We start from the raw sequence: 17,455 nt of genomic DNA, 5'->3' as shown, positions 1-17,455 counted from the left end.
GGCTGCTGAGTTGATTGTTATCGAGGGATAGCGTTGTCAAGTTGGAGAGTTGGCTGAATTCTGGCGGCAGGCTGCTGAGTTGATTGTTATCGAGGTATAGCGTTGTTAAGTTGGAGAGTTGGCTGAATTCTGGCGGCAGGCTGCTGAGTTGATTGCTATTGAGGGATAGCTCAGTCAAGTTGGAGAGTTGGCTGATTTCTGGCGGCAGGCTACTGAGTTGATTGCTATTGAGGGATAGCTCAGTCAAGTTGGAGAGTTGGCTGATTTCTGGCGGCAGGCTGCTGAGTTGATTGTTATCGAGGTCTAGCACCGTTGCCTTTTCGTGAGCAGCTTTTTCAATAATTTGCAACAGTTCTTCGTTTGTCATCTGCAAACCTCATCAACTCTATAGCCATATTTACCAGAATAGTGTATTGCAAATTATAAGAGTGGGGAATGGGGCTAGATTAATGTTTTCTATCTGCGTAGAAAGGGCTGTAATATTCAAATTAGCAGGGTGCCGCAGCTACGCCCGTCGTAGACATCGCTAATTTCACAATAATATTCACTCATTCACGAGTATCAAAGACTCATTAACGGAGTTCAAAGACTCGCTCACGAGTATCAAAGACTCATTCACGAGTATAAAAGACTCGCTCACGAGTATAAAAGACTCGCTCACGAGTATAAAAGACTCGCTCACGAGTATAAAAGACTCTCTCACGAGTATCAAAGACTCGTCGGCGAGTATCAAAGACTCATTCACGAGTATCAAAGACTCGCTCACGAGTATCAAAGACTCGTCGGCGAGTATCAAAGACTCATTAACAAAGTTCAAAGGGTGCGTTACGCTTTCGCGCTAACCACCCGAAGACTACGATCACTTTATAATTGCGATCGCAGATTCTTGGTTTTACACCCTAGTGAAGTGGCACAATGGTCTATAATCAAGCGGCTATTGTCTTTACTCAATAGTTTAACGATAGACTAAGGTATGAAAAAAAAACAAATTCGGCTTGGAGTTGTTGTTCTACTTTTAACAGTCATAGGAACAATATTTCTAGGGGCATTAACTAAAAGCCCATTTGAAGAAATGGGAACAGAAGTTAAAGCTGTACAACTGTTGTCGAAAAATAATACAGAATCAGAATTGAGAAAACAGGTTGAGAAACCTGTTACTGAAGATTTATATGTTCAGCTTGAGAATTCTTTGAAGTCTCAAAATTGGTTAGCAGCAAATACCCAAACATCCCAACTGCTACTCAATATTGCTAAAAAAGAAAAAGAACAATATTTAACTTCTGACGACATCAATAGTTTTTCTTGTCGAAATCTGCAAAGACTAGACAAACTTTGGGTCGCCAATTCACATAACCGTTTTGGCTTTAGTGTGCAAAAGGAGATATGGATTAAACAGGGAAATCCACTCGATATAAAAGCAAACCCCGTGATAGTTGAGTCGCGAGAAAGTGATTATAAAAGCTATTTACGGTTTGCTAAGTCAGTTGGGTGGGCGTCGGTAAAAGACAATGAAACGACAAGAGGCGAGTACATTGGTATCGACGACTTAACTTCACGTATAAAAAATGATCCAAAGCTGAGAGGGAGCTTACCAGTCTTTGACACAGATCGTATTGCGTATACATTTTGGAGAGGGTGGACACGTTGGACTTACCGTTTTCTCTTGCGATCGCGTGAGTGCGGCTTGTAAAGTCTACCCTATAAGCGTTTCCGAATTTTTAATTATTACAGCACTTTTTCTACGACAGAATCAGCATTTTACAAATCCAACGACAAAAGCTCGACTACCTTACCTATGCTGCTCAAACTGCTCTGATCTGTCCCAAAGCAGTTTGCAAGTAAATGAGGTACAAAACGTAGGACTCACGCATCAAATATAAAGAGTTTCTACCTCCTGCCTCCTGCCTCAAAACCTGTAATTTTGTACCTCATGTAAAAGAAAAGTGCTGTAAATACTCATCCCAATTCTCTTGATGGAGAGACGGTTTCGCTAGTTTGAGAAGATGGTTTATTGAAGAAACTCCAGATTTTTTGAATAGCTATTATTACAAAACCAATCACAATCACTCCTGCTACCACTGGTAAAGCTAGCGCCAGCCCAGACAGTCCAATTGCCATCACCAACTCAATGGTTGACACAACTGGATTGGTTAATCCACCTGAAACACCTGTAGAACTTATCCGCAATGTATTCATTAATCCCTTAGTTAATCCTGCGGTTCCACCACCAGCAATTAAAGCTAACGTCCATTGCACGAGTGGATTCATCTCTGGAGCAACAGATGCTGTTACGATTGTCCCGGCGATAAATGCCGCAGGCGTGGCAACAATATCCAGCAGATGATCTAACCAAGGAATGTAATAACCGGTAATTTCCAGTGAACAAGCGACTGCAAATACAATTACAGCTTGAGGTGTTTCCAGCCAATCAAAATTAGTTGGCAAATCTAAATGTCCAAAAACTGAAGCCACACTCAATGCTAGCAGTGGTACAAATACTCGAAAGCCAGCCGCCGCGCTCAAACTAATCCCCAGTAATAATTCAATAAATGTATTTAGATTGAACAAAGAATTTAAATCCATAGTAGGACTCAAGTTATACTCCTGGTGTTTTTTCCATCTTTGAGTTGAACGGAGTGACAACTCTCAGTTGTGATCCCAAGATAAGAAACTTGATGAAAATATTTCATCTGACTATGTGTAGAATCAGTGAAACCTCACCTCTGTCAATGGACAATGCCATACCCCTACGATAAATCTATAATATTGTCCACCTGATAATAGCGATGTCTACGACGGGCGTAGCTGCGGCACCACCAACGCAACAGGCGATCGATCGTCTTATGGCATACATTAAATATAGTTAGCAGTCGGCAATGTCATGAGTATTCGTCAAAAACTTCTAAGTGTGATTGAACAACTAAATGATGAGCAGTTATCAGCACTGCTAGATTTAGCTCTTTCTTTTAAAAATGGGGAAAAATCTGTTAATCCTACTGTTGAATCTCAGGCTTATCAGGATTGGGTAAGCCCTGAGAATGACATTTACGACGAAGTATTTGCAGATGAACTTACAGCGCGGTGATGTGGTGCTGTGTCGAGTCCCCATGCCTTCAACCGGATTCACACAGTTTAAAGTTCGCCCTGCTGTTGTAATTTCGGCAAATTAATTGAATCAAATTCTTGATGATTTGATGGTTGTGCCTTGTACTTCCAACACTAATCGTCCTTTAACTGTCAATACGGTTCGGTTAAGATCCCCCCGCCTACGGCGATCCCCTTAAAAAGGGGGTAAAAGAGGTTTATAAGTCCCCCTTTTTAAGGGGGGTTGGGGGGATCTTCGAGGAATTAACACGTTAACCGAACCGTATTGCTTTAACTGTGACGCAATATTTAATAACGGGCGATGAAATTGCCAGTGCAGGTATTAGAGTTGAGTCTGTAGTTCGCTGTGAGTCAATTTTTAAGATTCAATAAACGATGATTCTCAAAAAAGCTGGGTTCTCTTTCCTCTGAGGCGATTAATCAGGTGAATTTTTGTCTAATAGCGGCTTTAGAATTATAGCTTTTCCGAATCATAGCCTCCTCCTCGCTTGCGGGGAGGGGGTTGGGAGTGGGGTTCTTCTACCTAACTCAACAGAGAACCGCTATATAAAGAAAACCAAACTTGATTAAATAGTGCTAAAAATATCACAATTTGGGAAAATAATAAAGTAAGTCGAGTATCACAATACTCACTTGATATCCTCATTTATTCTAGGAAAATATGACTCATTCTTTCCTTGAACGCTTGCGTAGTCCAGATAGCCCAGTCCTCGTCTTCGACGGGGCGATGGGAACCAACTTACAAACCCAAAACCTGACTGCTGAAGACTTCGGCGGCCCACAGTATGAAGGCTGTAACGAATACCTAGTCCACACGAAACCCGAAGCTGTCGCTAAGGTTCACCGAGACTTTCTCGCTGCTGGTGCTGATGTCATTGAAACTGATACCTTTGGCAGTACGTCTCTGGTGCTGGCAGAATATGACTTGGCAGACCAAGCGTATTACCTCAGCAAGACAGCCGCAGAATTGGCGAAGCGTGTGGCTGCGGAATTTTCCACGCCAGAAAAACCCCGGTTTGTAGCAGGTTCCATCGGCCCCACAACTAAACTCCCTACCTTGGGACATATTGACTTTGACACCATGAAAGCTACTTTTGCTGAACAAGCAGAGGCGCTGTGGGATGGTGGTGTCGATTTATTTCTAGTGGAAACTTGCCAAGATGTGCTGCAAATTAAAGCGGCGCTGAATGGAATTGAAGAGGTATTTGCCAAAAAAGGCGATCGCCGTCCGTTGATGGTGTCTGTGACAATGGAAAGCATGGGCACAATGTTGGTAGGTTCAGAAATCAGTGCTGTGCTGACAATTCTGGAACATTATCCAATTGACATTCTCGGTCTAAACTGTGCCACTGGCCCAGACTTGATGAAACCACATATCAAGTATCTGGCAGAACATTCACCTTTTATCGTTTCCTGTATTCCCAACGCGGGTTTACCTGAGAACGTCGGCGGTCAAGCGCACTACCGTCTGACAGCGTTGGAATTACGGATGTCACTGATGCATTTTGTTGAAGATTTAGGTGTCCAAGTGATTGGGGGTTGCTGTGGGACGCGTCCAGAACACATTCAACAATTGGCAGAACTTGCTAAAGGTCTGAAGCCAAAAGTTAGACAGCCAAGTTTAGAACCAGCAGCAGCATCAATTTACACCACTCAGTCCTACGACCAAGATAATTCCTTCTTGATAGTTGGCGAACGTCTCAACGCCAGTGGTTCCAAGAAGTGCCGCGATTTACTAAATGCCGAAGATTGGGATGGACTCGTTTCAATGGCGAGGGCGCAGGTAAAAGAAGGCGCACACATCCTCGATGTCAACGTCGATTATGTGGGACGCGACGGCGTGCGAGATATGCACGAATTAGTTTCGCGCATCGTTAATAATGTGACATTGCCTTTAATGCTTGACTCCACCGAATGGGAAAAGATGGAGGCGGGTTTAAAGATTGCTGGTGGTAAGTGTTTGCTGAACTCCACCAACTACGAAGATGGGGAACCGCGCTTTTTGAAGGTGCTGGAGTTAGCGAAGAAATACGGTGCTGGTGTAGTCATTGGTACTATCGATGAAGATGGAATGGCGCGGACAGCAGACAAAAAGTTTGCGATCGCCCAACGTGCATACCGTCAAGCTGTAGAATATGGCATACCTGCCACAGAAATATTCTTTGATACCCTGGCGTTACCAATTTCCACCGGGATTGAAGAAGACCGAGAAAATGGCAAGGCGACAATTGAATCCATCCGGCGGATTCGTCAAGAATTGCCTGGATGTCATGTAATTTTGGGTGTTTCCAATATTTCCTTTGGTTTGAATCCAGCGTCACGAATGGTGCTGAACTCAGTATTTTTGCACGAGGCGACGACGGCGGGAATGGATGCAGCCATTGTCAGCGCTAACAAAATTTTACCGCTCTCGAAGATTGAGGAACGCCATCAAGAAATCTGTCGCCAGTTGATTTATGACGAACGGAAATTTGAGGGTAATGTTTGCGTTTACGATCCCTTGGGAGAGCTTACCACAGTGTTTGCTGGGGTAACGACAAAACGCGATCGCTCTTTAGATGAAAGTCTTCCCATTCCAGAACGCCTCAAACGTCATATCATTGATGGCGAACGCATTGGCTTAGAAGAACATCTCAAAAAAGCCTTAGAAGAACATCCCCCCTTAGAAATTATCAACACCTTTTTGCTAGATGGCATGAAAGTTGTCGGGGAATTATTCGGTTCTGGACAAATGCAGTTACCCTTCGTCTTACAATCAGCAGAAACCATGAAAGCGGCGGTGGCGTTTCTAGAACCGTTCATGGAAAAATCAGAATCAGGAAACAATGCCAAGGGAACCTTTGTTATTGCCACAGTGAAAGGTGATGTCCACGACATTGGTAAAAACTTGGTGGATATCATCTTGTCCAACAACGGCTACAAGGTGATTAACTTGGGAATTAAGCAGCCAGTGGAAAACATCATCAACGCTTACGAACAGCACAAAGCTGATTGTATTGCTATGAGTGGTTTGCTGGTAAAATCCACCGCTTTCATGAAAGAGAACTTGGAGGTATTCAACGAAAAGGGAATTAGTGTCCCCGTGATATTAGGTGGTGCAGCATTGACTCCCAAGTTTGTCTATGAAGATTGCCAAAACACTTACAAAGGTAAGGTTGTTTATGGCAAAGATGCCTTTTCTGACTTGCACTTCATGGATAAATTAATGCCAGCAAAGACCGCTGGTAACTGGCAAGATTTGCAGGGATTTTTGAACGAAGTCGAAACGGCTGAAGTTTCGACTAATGGTAACAAAGAATCAGTAACTACAACTGCTAAGGAAACAGTATCTACTGAACCAAAACAAGTAGATACGCGGCGTTCTGATGCTGTGGCGATAGATATTGAACGTCCCACACCACCTTTCTGGGGAACGAAGTTGTTGCAGCCTAGTGATATTCCCATTGAGGAAATATTCTGGCACTTAGATTTACAAGCTTTGATTGCAGGACAGTGGCAATTCCGCAAACCAAAAGAACAATCTAAGGAAGAATATCAGGCTTTCTTAGCTGAGAAAGTTTACCCAGTTTTAGAAACTTGGAAACAGCGGATTATTGAAGAGAATTTGTTGCATCCCCAGGTGATTTATGGGTATTTCCCTTGTCAAGGTGAGGGTAATTCTCTACATATATATGACTCAGAGAACCAATCACAACAGGTTGCAACTTTCGAGTTCCCCAGACAGAAGTCTTTAAGGCGGCTGTGCATAGCAGATTTCTTTGCACCGAAGGAGTCGGGAATTATTGATGTCTTCCCAATGCAGGCGGTGACTGTAGGGGAAATTGCCACAGAGTTTGCCCAAAAGTTGTTTGCTGCCAATCAATACACCGATTACCTATATTTCCACGGTATGGCGGTGCAGGTGGCAGAGGCTATAGCTGAATGGACACACACCAGAATTCGCCGAGAGTTAGGTTTTACTGCTGAGGAACCCGACAATATTCGGGATATATTAGCACAACGCTATCGTGGCTCACGGTATAGTTTTGGGTATCCAGCTTGTCCAAATATTCAGGATCAGTACAAGCAACTGGAGTTATTGCAGACTGACAGGATTAACTTGTATATGGATGAAAGCGAACAACTTTATCCAGAACAGTCTACCACTGCAATTATTACCTATCACCCATTAGCCAAATACTTTAGCGCGTAGAATCTTACGCCTTAACCCAATACGCTTGGTGTTAGTGATATTTTGCCCTGGAAGATTCCCCTAACCTCTTCCCTATCTCTCCCTAACCCTCTCCTCGTAGGAGAGAAAAGGGGAGTAAGATTCAAAGCCTCTCTCCTACAAGGAGAGAGGTTTGGAGTGAGGTTCAGATGTTACTTTGATGATTTTTCCGGGAATCCTGTAGTTGTATACGCACCAAATTTATTAATCTCTCAGCTTAGGTAGGCTTATTTATGCAACTCATCACCTCGTTAGATATTAGAAATTCAGAATATTTATCAAAAAATCGCCTCATCAGTTACCATCACCAGTTGCGTCTAATTTTTTCGCTGGGTAATCAGGTAAAAAACGTTCTGGAAATTGGGATTTTTAATTCTCTATTAACAGACATTCTGAAGAATAATGGATACAACGTCTCCACTGCTGATGTTGACCCCAGCCTCAAACCAGAAATAATTTTGGATTTGACTACAGATTTTTCATTACCAAAAGATAAATTTGATGCGATTGTCTTGTTTCAAGTGCTGGAACATTTCCCCTACCCTGAGTCAGAAGAAGCATTGAGAAAACTTGCTATTGCAACTAAGAAATTTTTGGTGATTTCGATTCCCTATTGCACTCAATACCTCTCGTTTCAGGTGAAAACCTCTTTCTCTGGTAGACCAAGGCATTTATTACTCAATGTGCCAAAATTCTGGAGTACAAAGCCAGTTTGTGACGAACACTACTGGGAAATGGGTTTGAAAGGATATCCCAAAAAGCGAATTTTAAACTCTGTTGCCAAAGCTGGGTTAACTGTTAAGCAAGAATTTATCGATCCTACTTATCCATACCATTATTTTTTGGTATTGGAGAAGAATTCTAGTAATACTTAAACAGTAATCTGTGAAGAGTGGGGAGTCGGGAGTAGGGAAATCCGAATCAAAAAATGGGGGCAAACAATGCTCAAAAAAGGTGCGTAGGCGCAGCCCGTCGTAGACATCGCCTAAGTTATCCTTTTAAAATCCTAATTGGTATCATACCCTTCTATGTTTTCCGGGTTTATCCTGGAAAACAGATGGCTAGGCTATATTAGCCATTATCATCATTTCAGATACTAACATCGAAAATTACCAATTATGCTAGAACAAGGCACTATCAGTATTCATACTGAGAATATTTTCCCGATCATTAAGAAGTCGCTTTACTCAGATCACCAAATCTTCTTGCGGGAACTGGTATCCAACGCTGTAGACGCCATCCAAAAGCTAAAAATGGTATCTCGCGCCGGAGATTATGCTGAAGACATCGGCGAACCAGAAATTGAACTTGCCATTGACAAAGATAAGAAAACCCTATCCATCTCCGATAACGGTATCGGGATGACCGCAGATGAAGTTAAGAAATATATCAATCAGGTTGCCTTCTCTAGTGCTGAAGAATTTATTCATAAGTATGAAGGTAAATCAGATCAACCGATCATCGGTCACTTTGGTCTTGGTTTCTACTCTTCTTTCATGGTGGCGCAAAAGGTAGAAATTGATACTTTATCTTACCAAGAAGGGGCGCAGGCAGTTCACTGGTCTTGCGATGGTTCCCCAGCATTCACCTTAGAAGACTCGCCGCGAACAACTCGCGGTACTACTATTACTCTCAGCCTGCAAGGAGAAGAAGAGGAATTTCTCGAATCAGCACGAATTAAGAATCTTGTCAAGACCTACTGTGACTTTTTGCCAGTCCCAATTAAACTGGACGGTGAGGTAGTAAATAAGCAAAAAGCACCGTGGCGAGAGTCTCCGAGTAATCTGAGTCAAGAAGATTATTTAGAATTTTACCGCTATCTGTATCCTTTTCAAGAAGAACCTTTGTTATGGGTACATCTAAATACTGATTATCCCTTTATCATCAATGGGATTCTGTATTTCCCGAAAATGAGGCCGGATGTAGATGTTACCAAAGGGCAGATCAAGCTATTCTGCAATCAAGTTTTTGTTAGCGACAACTGCGAAGAAATTATCCCGCAATTTCTGATGCCGATGCGGGGTGTGATTGATAGCACCGATATTCCCCTAAACGTATCGCGCAGTGCTTTGCAAGGCGATCGCACCGTGCGGAGAATTGGCGACTACATTGCCAAAAAAGTAGGCGATCGCCTCAAAGAACTTTTCCGCGATAACCGCGAACAATACATTAGCGCCTGGAAAGACCTCGGCACTTTTGTAAAATTCGGCGTTCTCAACGACGAGAAATTCAAAAAACAAATCGAAGATATTATCGTCTTCCGCACCACCGCCAAGCTGACAGAAAAAGTTGCGGCTGAAACTCCCGTGGTTGAAGTCCAGTCTTCAGAGGGTGATGCTTGGCAAGATGTCACTCCTTCACCCAGTTCTGAGAACTCAGCACCCAGCGCTCCCTATACTACCCTCAAAGAGTATCTAGAACGCAACAAAGAACGCAACGAAAACCGGGTTTTCTACAGCACCGATGAAGCAACCCAATCTACATACATAGAACTGCACAAAAATCAAGGCTTGGAAGTCCTGTTTATGGACTCCTTCATTGACACTCATTTTATCAACTTCCTAGAGCGGGAATATCAGGATGTCAAATTTACGCGGGTAGACTCAGATTTAGATAATACCCTGCTAGAACAAGACAAAGCTACGGAAATTGTCGATCCCAAGACGAACAAAACTCGGAGTGAGACGATCAAAGAGTTATTTGAGAAATCCCTCAACAAACCCAAACTCAATATCCGTACCGAAGCTTTGAAATCAGACGATCCTCAAGGGACACCACCTGCGATCGTGCTTTTACCAGAGATTCTCCGCCGCCTGCGGGAAATGAACGCCATGATGCAGCAGCAGTCAGCAGAGTTTCCCGAAAATCACATTTTGCTGGTAAATACTGCTCACCCACTGATTCAAAATCTGGCAAATATTAACCAAGGTAGTATCATTCAAGGTGACGGTCAATCGCCTACAGATCAGTTAGTCAACTTGATTTGCCAACACGTCTACGATTTAGCGCTGATGTCTCAGAAAGGATTTGACGCTGAAGGAATGAAATCCTTCGTTGAGCGTTCAAATGAGGTACTCACCAAGCTGACGGAACAAGCAAGTAAATAGTGCTGAGTGGGGCATTGGGCATGGGGAAGAGACAAGGTAGACAAGGAAGAAGGGCGAGACAAGGGAGAGATTTGTTCAATAATTCCCTCTTGTCCCCCTTTTCCCCCCTGCCCCTCTGCCCCCTGCTCCCCTATCTCCCCATTCCCCACTTCTGTTGCCTAAGACCTAAAATGGAAAGGCTGTATTAAAATAACAATCTGGAGATACTTGCTATGTCCCGTCGCTGTGAACTAACTGGTAAGAAGGCAAATAACGCCTTTGCTGTTTCCCACTCTCACCGCCGTACTAAACGCCTTCAGCACGCTAATCTGCAAAACAAACGTGTTTGGTGGGAAGGCGGAAATCGCTGGGTGAGATTAAAGCTGTCTACCAAAGCAATTAAAACCCTACAAATTAATGGGTTAGAAGCAATGGCAAAAGAAGCTGGCATTAACCTAAATCATTACTAAGTAATCTGGATTTCATAACCCGAAACTTTCGTAGGGTGGAATATAGGTAATTCGTAGGGGGGCACAGCTAGCTCATTGGTGTCAACTTAACGCTAAACCCGTTTGATGAAAACATTTTGCCCTCACCCCCAGCCCCTCTCCCAAGAAAGAGGGGAGCTAGACATTCAATTCCCCTTCTCCCAAGGGAGAAGGGGTTAGGGGATGAGGGCGTGAGGGATTTACAAAACGCCTGTCTGATATAGTTTTCGGCTTAAGTTGACACGTATGACAGCTAGCTGTGCCCCCTAATGCTTATTAAATCTTGAGTAGTAGGCTTTCTACAGCAACTATATTCTGTAGCCGCCAAGACATCTGCTCAAAATCGCAGATGCCGTCAATGGATGCAGTAGGACTTGGGGTTGCGTTGCGCTCCAGTGTGGGGAGTAAGTTCAATCCAACTTCCTTTCTAACTCTTGAATTCGAGCTATAAGGGGAGCCATCATTGCTTCAACTTCGGTGACAGAGTAACGAATCGGAATGTGCTGAGGACAATTTTCACTCAAAGCTTCGACATGAAAAAGAATAGCTCGTTCAACTTTTGCAGCATAACCAGCGATGTGAAGTCGCTCAATCAAAGCACAATCCCCTTCAACATATTCTGCCCTTCCCCAAACTTTGATCCGTTTACGGTGGCGGTAATCCATCAAGAAGATGAATGCTTTTGCTGAACCTTCAAGGTTGCCTACGGTAATGTACTGCACATTCCCCAAAAAGTCAGCAAAACCAAGGGTTTTTTCATCAAGCACTTTCAGAAAACCCGGCGCTCCTCCTCGAAACTGGATATAAGGATAGCCATTAGAACTTACCGTTCCCAAATAAAACCCATCTAGATGAGCAATAAAATCGGCAATTTTTGGGGTAATTAAGTCATTGGCAGGGCCGTTGGCAATATAACGTTCATAAGTTTCCCGTGAACCTCGTTTTGACTGTGCTGCTTCAACTTCAGGAGTAAAAGCAATTTCTCCAAATTTACGTGGCATAGTACCCTCCTAAAATGCAGCAGGTTCTTCAATGCCAATCATCACAATAAAGCCGGGAAGATGCTTGACCCGTTCAATCCAAGCTCCGACATTAGGGTATGCTTGTAGAGAAATCTTACCATCGTTTGCCAGGGCAATGTATGGAAAAACAGCAACATCAGCAATAGTTGGATGTCCTAACTCTAACCATTCACGCTCTGCCAGATGGTTATTAAGTTGCGTGAGAATAAACTCTGATTTTTGATTCGCCCATTCTAAATTTATACTGGTGGCTTTGAACAAATGAAATAGACGCGCCGATTCAGTTCCTTGCCGAATTTCTCCCGCAGTTGTAGATAACCAGCGAATCACACGGCTCATCGGTTCTGCTTCCAAAGGCAACCATTGTTGTGACCCATACTGTCGAGCCAAATAAACTAGAATTGCTTGAGCATCTGCCAAAATACTATTTTCATCAACTAAAACTGGCACTTGTCCAAAGGGATTGAGCGCTAAAAATTCTGGCTGTTTGTGCGCTCCTGCCAATAAATCGACTTTTACCCACTCGTAATCCAAACCTAATAGTGACAACATTAATTTTGCTTTATAGCTGTTGCCAGAGAGCTCGTGACCGTAAAGCTGAATCATAAATTAATCCTTCAGAATAATATGAAAGTGATTCACAGTTGGCTGAGTATGACCTTTTTTGAATTCAAAATTCAAAATGCAAGATTAGCAAGAAAATTAATCTTGAATTAAGTACTTCTGATAGCGCAGCATCTCGTAGAGAGCGTCTTGCAATCGTCTTGCAATTTTTAATTGATAATTTTGAATTTTGAATTGATTTGACTAGGTTAAAAGCGATTGGGTCGCACTCGTTATTAAAATCTATACCGAACGTTCGGTACAAAACTACTGTACCGAACGTTCGATATAATGTCAACAGCTATTTTTTGAAATTTTCACAATGCTCAAAGAAACATATATCCCATACCTCATACGGCTGTTTCGCCAATACGGTTATGATGGTGCAACTCTATCCAAAATTTCTGAAGCGACTGGGCTAGGCAAGGCCAGCCTTTACCATCACTTTCCTGGTGGTAAGGATGAAATGGTTGAGACAGTATTAGATTTTCTCCAACAGTGGTTAGACCAAAACATCTTGGTAGTACTTGCTTCCCAAGGCGATGCACTTACAAGGCTGCGGCGAATGTGCGATCGCCTCAGCGAACTTTATGAACAAGGAAATCAACCTTGTCTGTCTGCCATTTTATTAATGGGTTCAGCCCGTGGTATTTTTCACAATCGGGTAAATGCTTTATTCCGTGTCTGGATTGATGCCATCGCCAATGTCTTAATCGAAGATGGGATAGATGAAGAACTAGCCAAATATCGAGGGGAGGATGCGGTAATTGCCATTCAAGGTTCCCTGATTTTGTCTCAAGGCTTGAACGACCCATCTCCCTTTATGCGTATTATTCAACAGCTACCAATACAACTTTGCCGAGAAAAATCTAATTCCAGTAGCTAGTCTACACTCTTTCTAAAAAGCTTAACAACACTCATAAATCAGTATCTTTTCTTGAATTCCACCAATAAGTAATAATGACTGCATCACATTCGTGTTAAACATTATTATCCCATAGCGACCCTAGCTACCTAAATCATAATATTACGAATTAGCGATCGCGACGATACGGTAGCAGTAGCAAGTATTCAAGCATCAGAGTCCCCATGCCCAATACTTCGGCTACGCTCAGGACAAGCTCAGTACAAGTGCCCCATGCTCAATGCCCAATAAAGGTAAGTATCTGGTTGCTACAGTCGGGGTGAAAAATACTAAGCTGGTAGATAGCACGTTAAAACTTTAGCGGAAATTCAAAATCGCATTCATCGGCGGTTTAGAATTCTCCATTGGCGAACTACCTGTAATTACATTATGTTTGATGCTCTATCTGACCGTTTAGAATCCGCCTGGAAAAAACTGCGGGGACAGGACAAAATTTCTCAATCCAACATTCAAGATGCATTGCGCGAAGTGCGCCGCGCCTTGTTGGAAGCAGATGTCAATCTCCAGGTAGTAAAAGATTTTATTAGCGAAGTCGAAGCCAAGGCACAGGGAGCCGAGGTGATTACCGGCGTGCGACCCGATCAACAGTTCATCAAAATTGTTCACGATGAACTGGTGCAGGTGATGGGAGAAGAAAATGTTCCCATAGCGGAAGCTCAGGAGCAGCCTACCATTGTGCTAATGGCTGGGTTGCAAGGTACTGGTAAAACTACAGCTACCGCTAAGTTAGCATTACATCTGAGAAAATTAGAGCGTAGCTGCTTGTTGGTGGCGACAGATGTATATCGCCCAGCCGCGATCGACCAGTTGGTGACGTTGGGTAAGCAAATTGACGTACCAGTATTTGAACTAGGAAGCGACGCCGATCCCGTAGAAATCGCAAGGCAAGGTGTAGAACGGGGTAGGGCAGAAGGTGTCAACACAGTAATTATTGATACTGCTGGACGCCTGCAAATTGACGAAGATATGATGGCGGAATTAGCCCGGATCAAAGCAACTGTCCAACCCCATGAAACTCTGTTGGTGGTGGACGCGATGACTGGTCAAGAGGCCGCTAATCTGACTCGCACCTTCCATGAGCAGATCGGAATTACTGGGGCGATTCTCACCAAGATGGATGGTGATAGCCGTGGTGGTGCAGCGCTTTCGGTGCGAAAGATTTCGGGAGCGCCGATTAAATTTGTGGGCGTGGGTGAGAAAGTCGAGGCACTGCAACCGTTTTATCCCGATCGCATGGCATCGCGGATTCTCGGTATGGGTGATGTGCTAACCCTGGTAGAAAAAGCCCAAGAAGAGTTTGATTTAGCAGATGCTGAGAAAATGCAGGAGAAAATCCTGTCAGCGAAGTTTGACTTTACTGACTTTCTCAAGCAGTTGCGGATGCTGAAGAATATGGGTTCTCTGGGAGGCTTGATCAAGATGATTCCAGGGATGAACAAACTTTCGGACGATCAACTCAAGCAGGGAGAAACCCAGTTAAAGCGCTGTGAAGCCATGATTAACTCCATGACTCGCCAAGAACGCCACGATCCCGATTTATTAGCCAGTTCTCCCAGTCGGCGGCGGCGGATTGCTGCTGGCTCAGGCTATAGAGAGTCAGATGTGACTAAACTGGTGGGTGATTTCCAAAAAATGCGATCGCTCATGCAGCAAATGGGTCAAGGTAGCTTCCCTGGAATGCCGGGAATGTTTGGCGGTGGCGGCATGGGCAACGCCTTTGCCGGTGCTGGTAATCGTCCCCCAGCCCCCGGATGGCGAGGTTATGATGGTGCCCCAGCCACGAAAAAGAAAAAACCCAAAGATAAAAAGAAAAAAGGCTTTGGCAATCTTTAGGCATGGGGCATGGGTAGTTTGCTAATGACAAATGACAAATGACAAAGGACTAATAGCAGCAAATGCTAGACGAGTGCTAAAATTAGCATTTCGGCATACTTACCAATTAGGAGAATGATTCTTCAATCATGATCAAACTGCGCTTGAAACGATTCGGTAAAAAGCGGGAAGCAAGTTACCGCATTGTCGCCATTAACAACCTTGCTCGCCGCGATGGCCGTCCCTTAGAAGAGTTGGGATTTTATAACCCCAGAACTGATGAAGTGCGACTAGACATTCCCGCCATCGTCAAGCGACTACAACAAGGCGCTCAACCCACTGACACCGTTCGTCGCATTCTAGTAAAAGCTAATGTTTTTGAGCAGGTCAGTGCAACAGCCGCATCATAATTTCGGAACAAAACTCCCAACAGCTAGCCCCAACTATGTTGAGCTGGTTCGGTTTTTGGTGCAGCCGTTTTTGGAATCTCCAGAAACATTAAGCGTCGATTGTGAAATTTCTCATGCCCTTAACCGGGTTTGGGTTCGCATCGCCTTTGAAAGCACAGATAAAGGAAAAGTATTTGGTCGAGGGGGACGCAATATTCAGGCGATTCGTACAGTAATTGCCGCAGCCGCAGCCGCAGCTGGGCAATCAACATACCTGGATATCTACGGCAGCACCACTCCGGGCCGCGAGGGTATGTCTTTTGATGAAGACACAGAAGAGCGATCGCCACCGCCGACTAAGAGAGAACCGCGTGCAAATGATGGGCCTAAACCCATTGTTAAACCACGCCTGCGCTAGGTTGAAACTAAAGAGTAAATCTGAGCGGTTGTTGTTACCTCCGCTCAGAATTTTTATAAAGATGGAAAGTAGCAAAAAGATTTTTAAATCTTTTTTTGAATTCTTCACTAGTAGGAGCGTACAGCTTTCCCTCACCCCCAGCCCCTCTCCCATGTTGGGAGAGGGGAGGAAATTCTCTAATTCCCCTTCTCCCATGTTGGGAGAAGGGGTTAGGGGATGAGGGCAAGCTTTACGCTCCTACAAGCGATTAATTTGTTACAAAAATTTTTCCAAAATGTAGGTAATAAAAGCATAATTTCGGCGTTAGCGAGAAAAAATTAACCTTTGTCAAATACAGATCCTCACCAATTAAGAAATACTATGGCAGGTGCCTTAACAATTCAGCTGCCGAATATTACCAGTGCGATCGCTCTTGGCGGAGATGGAGAAGAAAATCTCAAAATCCTATCTCGGCAAACAGGAGCTGCTTTAGTGCTACGCGGACAAGAATTAGTGATTTCTGGTACCCAAGGGCAAATCGATCTGGCTTCTCGATTAGTGCGATCGCTTGAAGACCTCTGGATTAAAGGCAATACTATTTCCAGTGCCGATATTTTAACAGCCCGTCAAGCCATAGATAGCGATCGCCAAGGGGAGCTGCAAGATTTACAGCGAGATGTCCTTGCCAAAAGTCGCCAGGGTGAACAAGTCCGTGCCAAAACCTTCCGCCAGCGTCAATATATCGACGCACTCCGTAGACGTGACCTCACCTTTGGAATTGGCCCTGCTGGTACGGGCAAAACTTATCTCGCTGTCGTTGTCGCCGTCCAAGCACTCCTTGCTAACCAGTTTGAAAAGCTGATCTTAACTCGCCCTGCCGTCGAAGCTGGTGAAAAACTCGGTTTTTTGCCTGGAGATTTACAGCAGAAAGTTAATCCTTATCTTCGCCCACTTTACGATGCTATTTATGAATTCATCGACCCAGAAAAAGTACCCAGTTTAATGGAACGCGGTGTGATTGAAGTCGCACCACTCGCCTATATGCGGGGACGCACTCTCAATAACGCCTTTATAATTGTCGATGAAGCTCAAAATACTACACCCGCTCAGATGAAAATGGTTTTGACTCGTTTGGGCTTCCGTTCGCGGATGGTGATTACAGGCGACATGACACAAACTGATTTGCCACTTCACCAACAATCAGGTTTAGGAGTGGCTTTACAAATTTTAAAACACGTTGAAGGCATTGCCTTTTGTGAATTTTCCCAAGAAGATGTTGTGCGCCATCCTCTAGTTCAGCGTATTGTCGCTGCTTATGAACAATATGAAAAATAGTCATTAGTCATTGGCCATTGGTCATTAGTAAAAAACTAATAAATGACAAAGAACAAATGACAAATGACAAATGCAAAGGACAA

General features: G+C 43.8%; 16 protein-coding genes. 11 read left to right on the top strand and 5 right to left on the bottom strand.

Features of this window, described 5'->3' with window-relative positions:
- Positions 1 to 367, bottom strand: a 367-nt coding sequence (locus V7K41_RS31970; protein ID WP_334854518.1) for a leucine-rich repeat domain-containing protein, incomplete at its 3' end; no start/stop codon positions are given.
- Positions 368 to 973: 606 nt separating this feature from the next.
- On the opposite strand from V7K41_RS31970, the gene V7K41_RS31965 reads away from it, so the two are divergent.
- Positions 974 to 1,690, top strand: coding sequence for a GUN4 domain-containing protein (locus tag V7K41_RS31965; RefSeq protein ID WP_334854517.1), 717 nt, complete (start codon positions 974 to 976; stop codon positions 1,688 to 1,690).
- A 266-nt stretch (positions 1,691 to 1,956) separates the two neighbouring features.
- On the opposite strand, the gene V7K41_RS31960 is transcribed toward V7K41_RS31965, so the two are convergent.
- Positions 1,957 to 2,583: a DUF4126 domain-containing protein gene (locus V7K41_RS31960; protein ID WP_334854516.1), complete on the bottom strand. Its 627-nt coding sequence runs from the start codon at positions 2,581 to 2,583 to the stop codon at positions 1,957 to 1,959.
- A 298-nt stretch (positions 2,584 to 2,881) separates the two neighbouring features.
- Here V7K41_RS31960 and V7K41_RS31955 point away from each other — a divergent pair, with 298 nt between their 5' ends.
- From V7K41_RS31955 to rpmB, 5 genes are all read left to right on the top strand, one after another.
- Complete coding sequence (locus tag V7K41_RS31955) at positions 2,882 to 3,085, top strand: hypothetical protein (RefSeq protein ID WP_334854515.1); 204 nt, start codon at positions 2,882 to 2,884, stop codon at positions 3,083 to 3,085.
- A gap of 681 nt (positions 3,086 to 3,766) precedes the next feature.
- Positions 3,767 to 7,297, top strand: a complete 3,531-nt coding sequence (gene metH / locus V7K41_RS31950; RefSeq protein WP_334854514.1) for a methionine synthase — start codon at positions 3,767 to 3,769, stop codon at positions 7,295 to 7,297.
- A 251-nt stretch (positions 7,298 to 7,548) separates the two neighbouring features.
- A complete protein-coding gene (locus tag V7K41_RS31945) occupies positions 7,549 to 8,190 on the top strand; it encodes a class I SAM-dependent methyltransferase (RefSeq protein WP_334854513.1) in 642 nt (213 codons plus the stop codon).
- Positions 8,191 to 8,433: 243 nt separating this feature from the next.
- Positions 8,434 to 10,422, top strand: a complete 1,989-nt coding sequence (gene htpG, locus V7K41_RS31940) for a molecular chaperone HtpG (protein WP_334854512.1) — start codon at positions 8,434 to 8,436, stop codon at positions 10,420 to 10,422.
- Between the two features lie 212 nt (positions 10,423 to 10,634).
- On the top strand, positions 10,635 to 10,871 hold the full coding sequence (rpmB, locus tag V7K41_RS31935) for a 50S ribosomal protein L28 (protein ID WP_104906789.1): 237 nt from the start codon (positions 10,635 to 10,637) through the stop codon (positions 10,869 to 10,871).
- A gap of 294 nt (positions 10,872 to 11,165) precedes the next feature.
- Here the strand turns inward: rpmB and V7K41_RS31930 are convergent, their stop codons facing one another.
- Genes V7K41_RS31930 through V7K41_RS31920 form a run of 3 tightly spaced genes read right to left on the bottom strand, consistent with a single transcriptional unit; the run spans position 11,166 to position 12,517 of the window.
- A complete protein-coding gene (locus tag V7K41_RS31930) occupies positions 11,166 to 11,303 on the bottom strand; it encodes a hypothetical protein (protein ID WP_334854511.1) in 138 nt (45 codons plus the stop codon).
- Positions 11,300 to 11,890, bottom strand: coding sequence for a pyridoxamine 5'-phosphate oxidase family protein (locus tag V7K41_RS31925; protein WP_334854510.1), 591 nt, complete (start codon positions 11,888 to 11,890; stop codon positions 11,300 to 11,302). Before V7K41_RS31925 ends, V7K41_RS31930 begins: the two co-directional genes overlap by 4 nt.
- A 9-nt stretch (positions 11,891 to 11,899) precedes the next feature.
- Positions 11,900 to 12,517, bottom strand: coding sequence for a glutathione S-transferase family protein (locus V7K41_RS31920; protein WP_334854509.1), 618 nt, complete (start codon positions 12,515 to 12,517; stop codon positions 11,900 to 11,902).
- A gap of 319 nt (positions 12,518 to 12,836) precedes the next feature.
- Between V7K41_RS31920 and V7K41_RS31915 the strand changes: the two genes are divergently transcribed.
- The 5 genes from V7K41_RS31915 to V7K41_RS31895 all read left to right on the top strand — a co-directional run bounded on the left by V7K41_RS31915 (position 12,837) and on the right by V7K41_RS31895 (position 17,372).
- Positions 12,837 to 13,400, top strand: a complete 564-nt coding sequence (locus tag V7K41_RS31915) for a TetR/AcrR family transcriptional regulator (RefSeq protein WP_334854508.1) — start codon at positions 12,837 to 12,839, stop codon at positions 13,398 to 13,400.
- Between the two features lie 408 nt (positions 13,401 to 13,808).
- Positions 13,809 to 15,272 (top strand): signal recognition particle protein, encoded by a 1,464-nt coding sequence (ffh, locus tag V7K41_RS31910; protein ID WP_334854507.1) that lies wholly within the window; start codon positions 13,809 to 13,811, stop codon positions 15,270 to 15,272.
- Between the two features lie 128 nt (positions 15,273 to 15,400).
- The gene (gene rpsP, locus V7K41_RS31905) at positions 15,401 to 15,661 is read left to right on the top strand and encodes a 30S ribosomal protein S16 (RefSeq protein WP_334854506.1); all 261 of its coding nucleotides are present in this window, start codon (positions 15,401 to 15,403) and stop codon (positions 15,659 to 15,661) included.
- The gene (locus tag V7K41_RS31900) at positions 15,624 to 16,058 is read left to right on the top strand and encodes a KH domain-containing protein (protein ID WP_334854505.1); all 435 of its coding nucleotides are present in this window, start codon (positions 15,624 to 15,626) and stop codon (positions 16,056 to 16,058) included. The genes rpsP and V7K41_RS31900 overlap by 38 nt, the downstream gene beginning before the upstream one ends.
- Before the next feature lie 360 nt (positions 16,059 to 16,418).
- Positions 16,419 to 17,372, top strand: coding sequence for a PhoH family protein (locus V7K41_RS31895; RefSeq protein ID WP_334854504.1), 954 nt, complete (start codon positions 16,419 to 16,421; stop codon positions 17,370 to 17,372).
- The last annotated feature ends 83 nt before the right edge of the window (positions 17,373 to 17,455 follow it).

Origin of the sequence: Nostoc sp. (assembly GCF_036917415.1) — a bacterium.
Lineage (GTDB): Bacteria > Cyanobacteriota > Cyanobacteriia > Cyanobacteriales > Nostocaceae > Nostoc.
Note: the sequence above shows the minus strand (reverse complement) of the source record. Positions and strands in the feature narration are given on the sequence as shown.

Excerpts from the sequence above, each read along its gene's own strand:
- V7K41_RS31965 (WP_334854517.1), top strand. The coding sequence starts at position 974 with ATGAAAAAAAAACAAATTCGGCTTGGAGTTGTTGTTCTACTTTTAACA.
- V7K41_RS31960 (WP_334854516.1), bottom strand. The coding sequence starts at position 2,583 with ATGGATTTAAATTCTTTGTTCAATCTAAATACATTTATTGAATTATTA.
- V7K41_RS31955 (WP_334854515.1), top strand. The coding sequence starts at position 2,882 with ATGAGTATTCGTCAAAAACTTCTAAGTGTGATTGAACAACTAAATGAT.
- metH (WP_334854514.1), top strand. The coding sequence starts at position 3,767 with ATGACTCATTCTTTCCTTGAACGCTTGCGTAGTCCAGATAGCCCAGTC.
- V7K41_RS31945 (WP_334854513.1), top strand. The coding sequence starts at position 7,549 with ATGCAACTCATCACCTCGTTAGATATTAGAAATTCAGAATATTTATCA.
- htpG (WP_334854512.1), top strand. The coding sequence starts at position 8,434 with ATGCTAGAACAAGGCACTATCAGTATTCATACTGAGAATATTTTCCCG.
- rpmB (WP_104906789.1), top strand. The coding sequence starts at position 10,635 with ATGTCCCGTCGCTGTGAACTAACTGGTAAGAAGGCAAATAACGCCTTT.
- V7K41_RS31925 (WP_334854510.1), bottom strand. The coding sequence starts at position 11,890 with ATGCCACGTAAATTTGGAGAAATTGCTTTTACTCCTGAAGTTGAAGCA.
- V7K41_RS31920 (WP_334854509.1), bottom strand. The coding sequence starts at position 12,517 with ATGATTCAGCTTTACGGTCACGAGCTCTCTGGCAACAGCTATAAAGCA.
- V7K41_RS31915 (WP_334854508.1), top strand. The coding sequence starts at position 12,837 with ATGCTCAAAGAAACATATATCCCATACCTCATACGGCTGTTTCGCCAA.
- ffh (WP_334854507.1), top strand. The coding sequence starts at position 13,809 with ATGTTTGATGCTCTATCTGACCGTTTAGAATCCGCCTGGAAAAAACTG.
- rpsP (WP_334854506.1), top strand. The coding sequence starts at position 15,401 with ATGATCAAACTGCGCTTGAAACGATTCGGTAAAAAGCGGGAAGCAAGT.
- V7K41_RS31900 (WP_334854505.1), top strand. The coding sequence starts at position 15,624 with ATGTTTTTGAGCAGGTCAGTGCAACAGCCGCATCATAATTTCGGAACA.
- V7K41_RS31895 (WP_334854504.1), top strand. The coding sequence starts at position 16,419 with ATGGCAGGTGCCTTAACAATTCAGCTGCCGAATATTACCAGTGCGATC.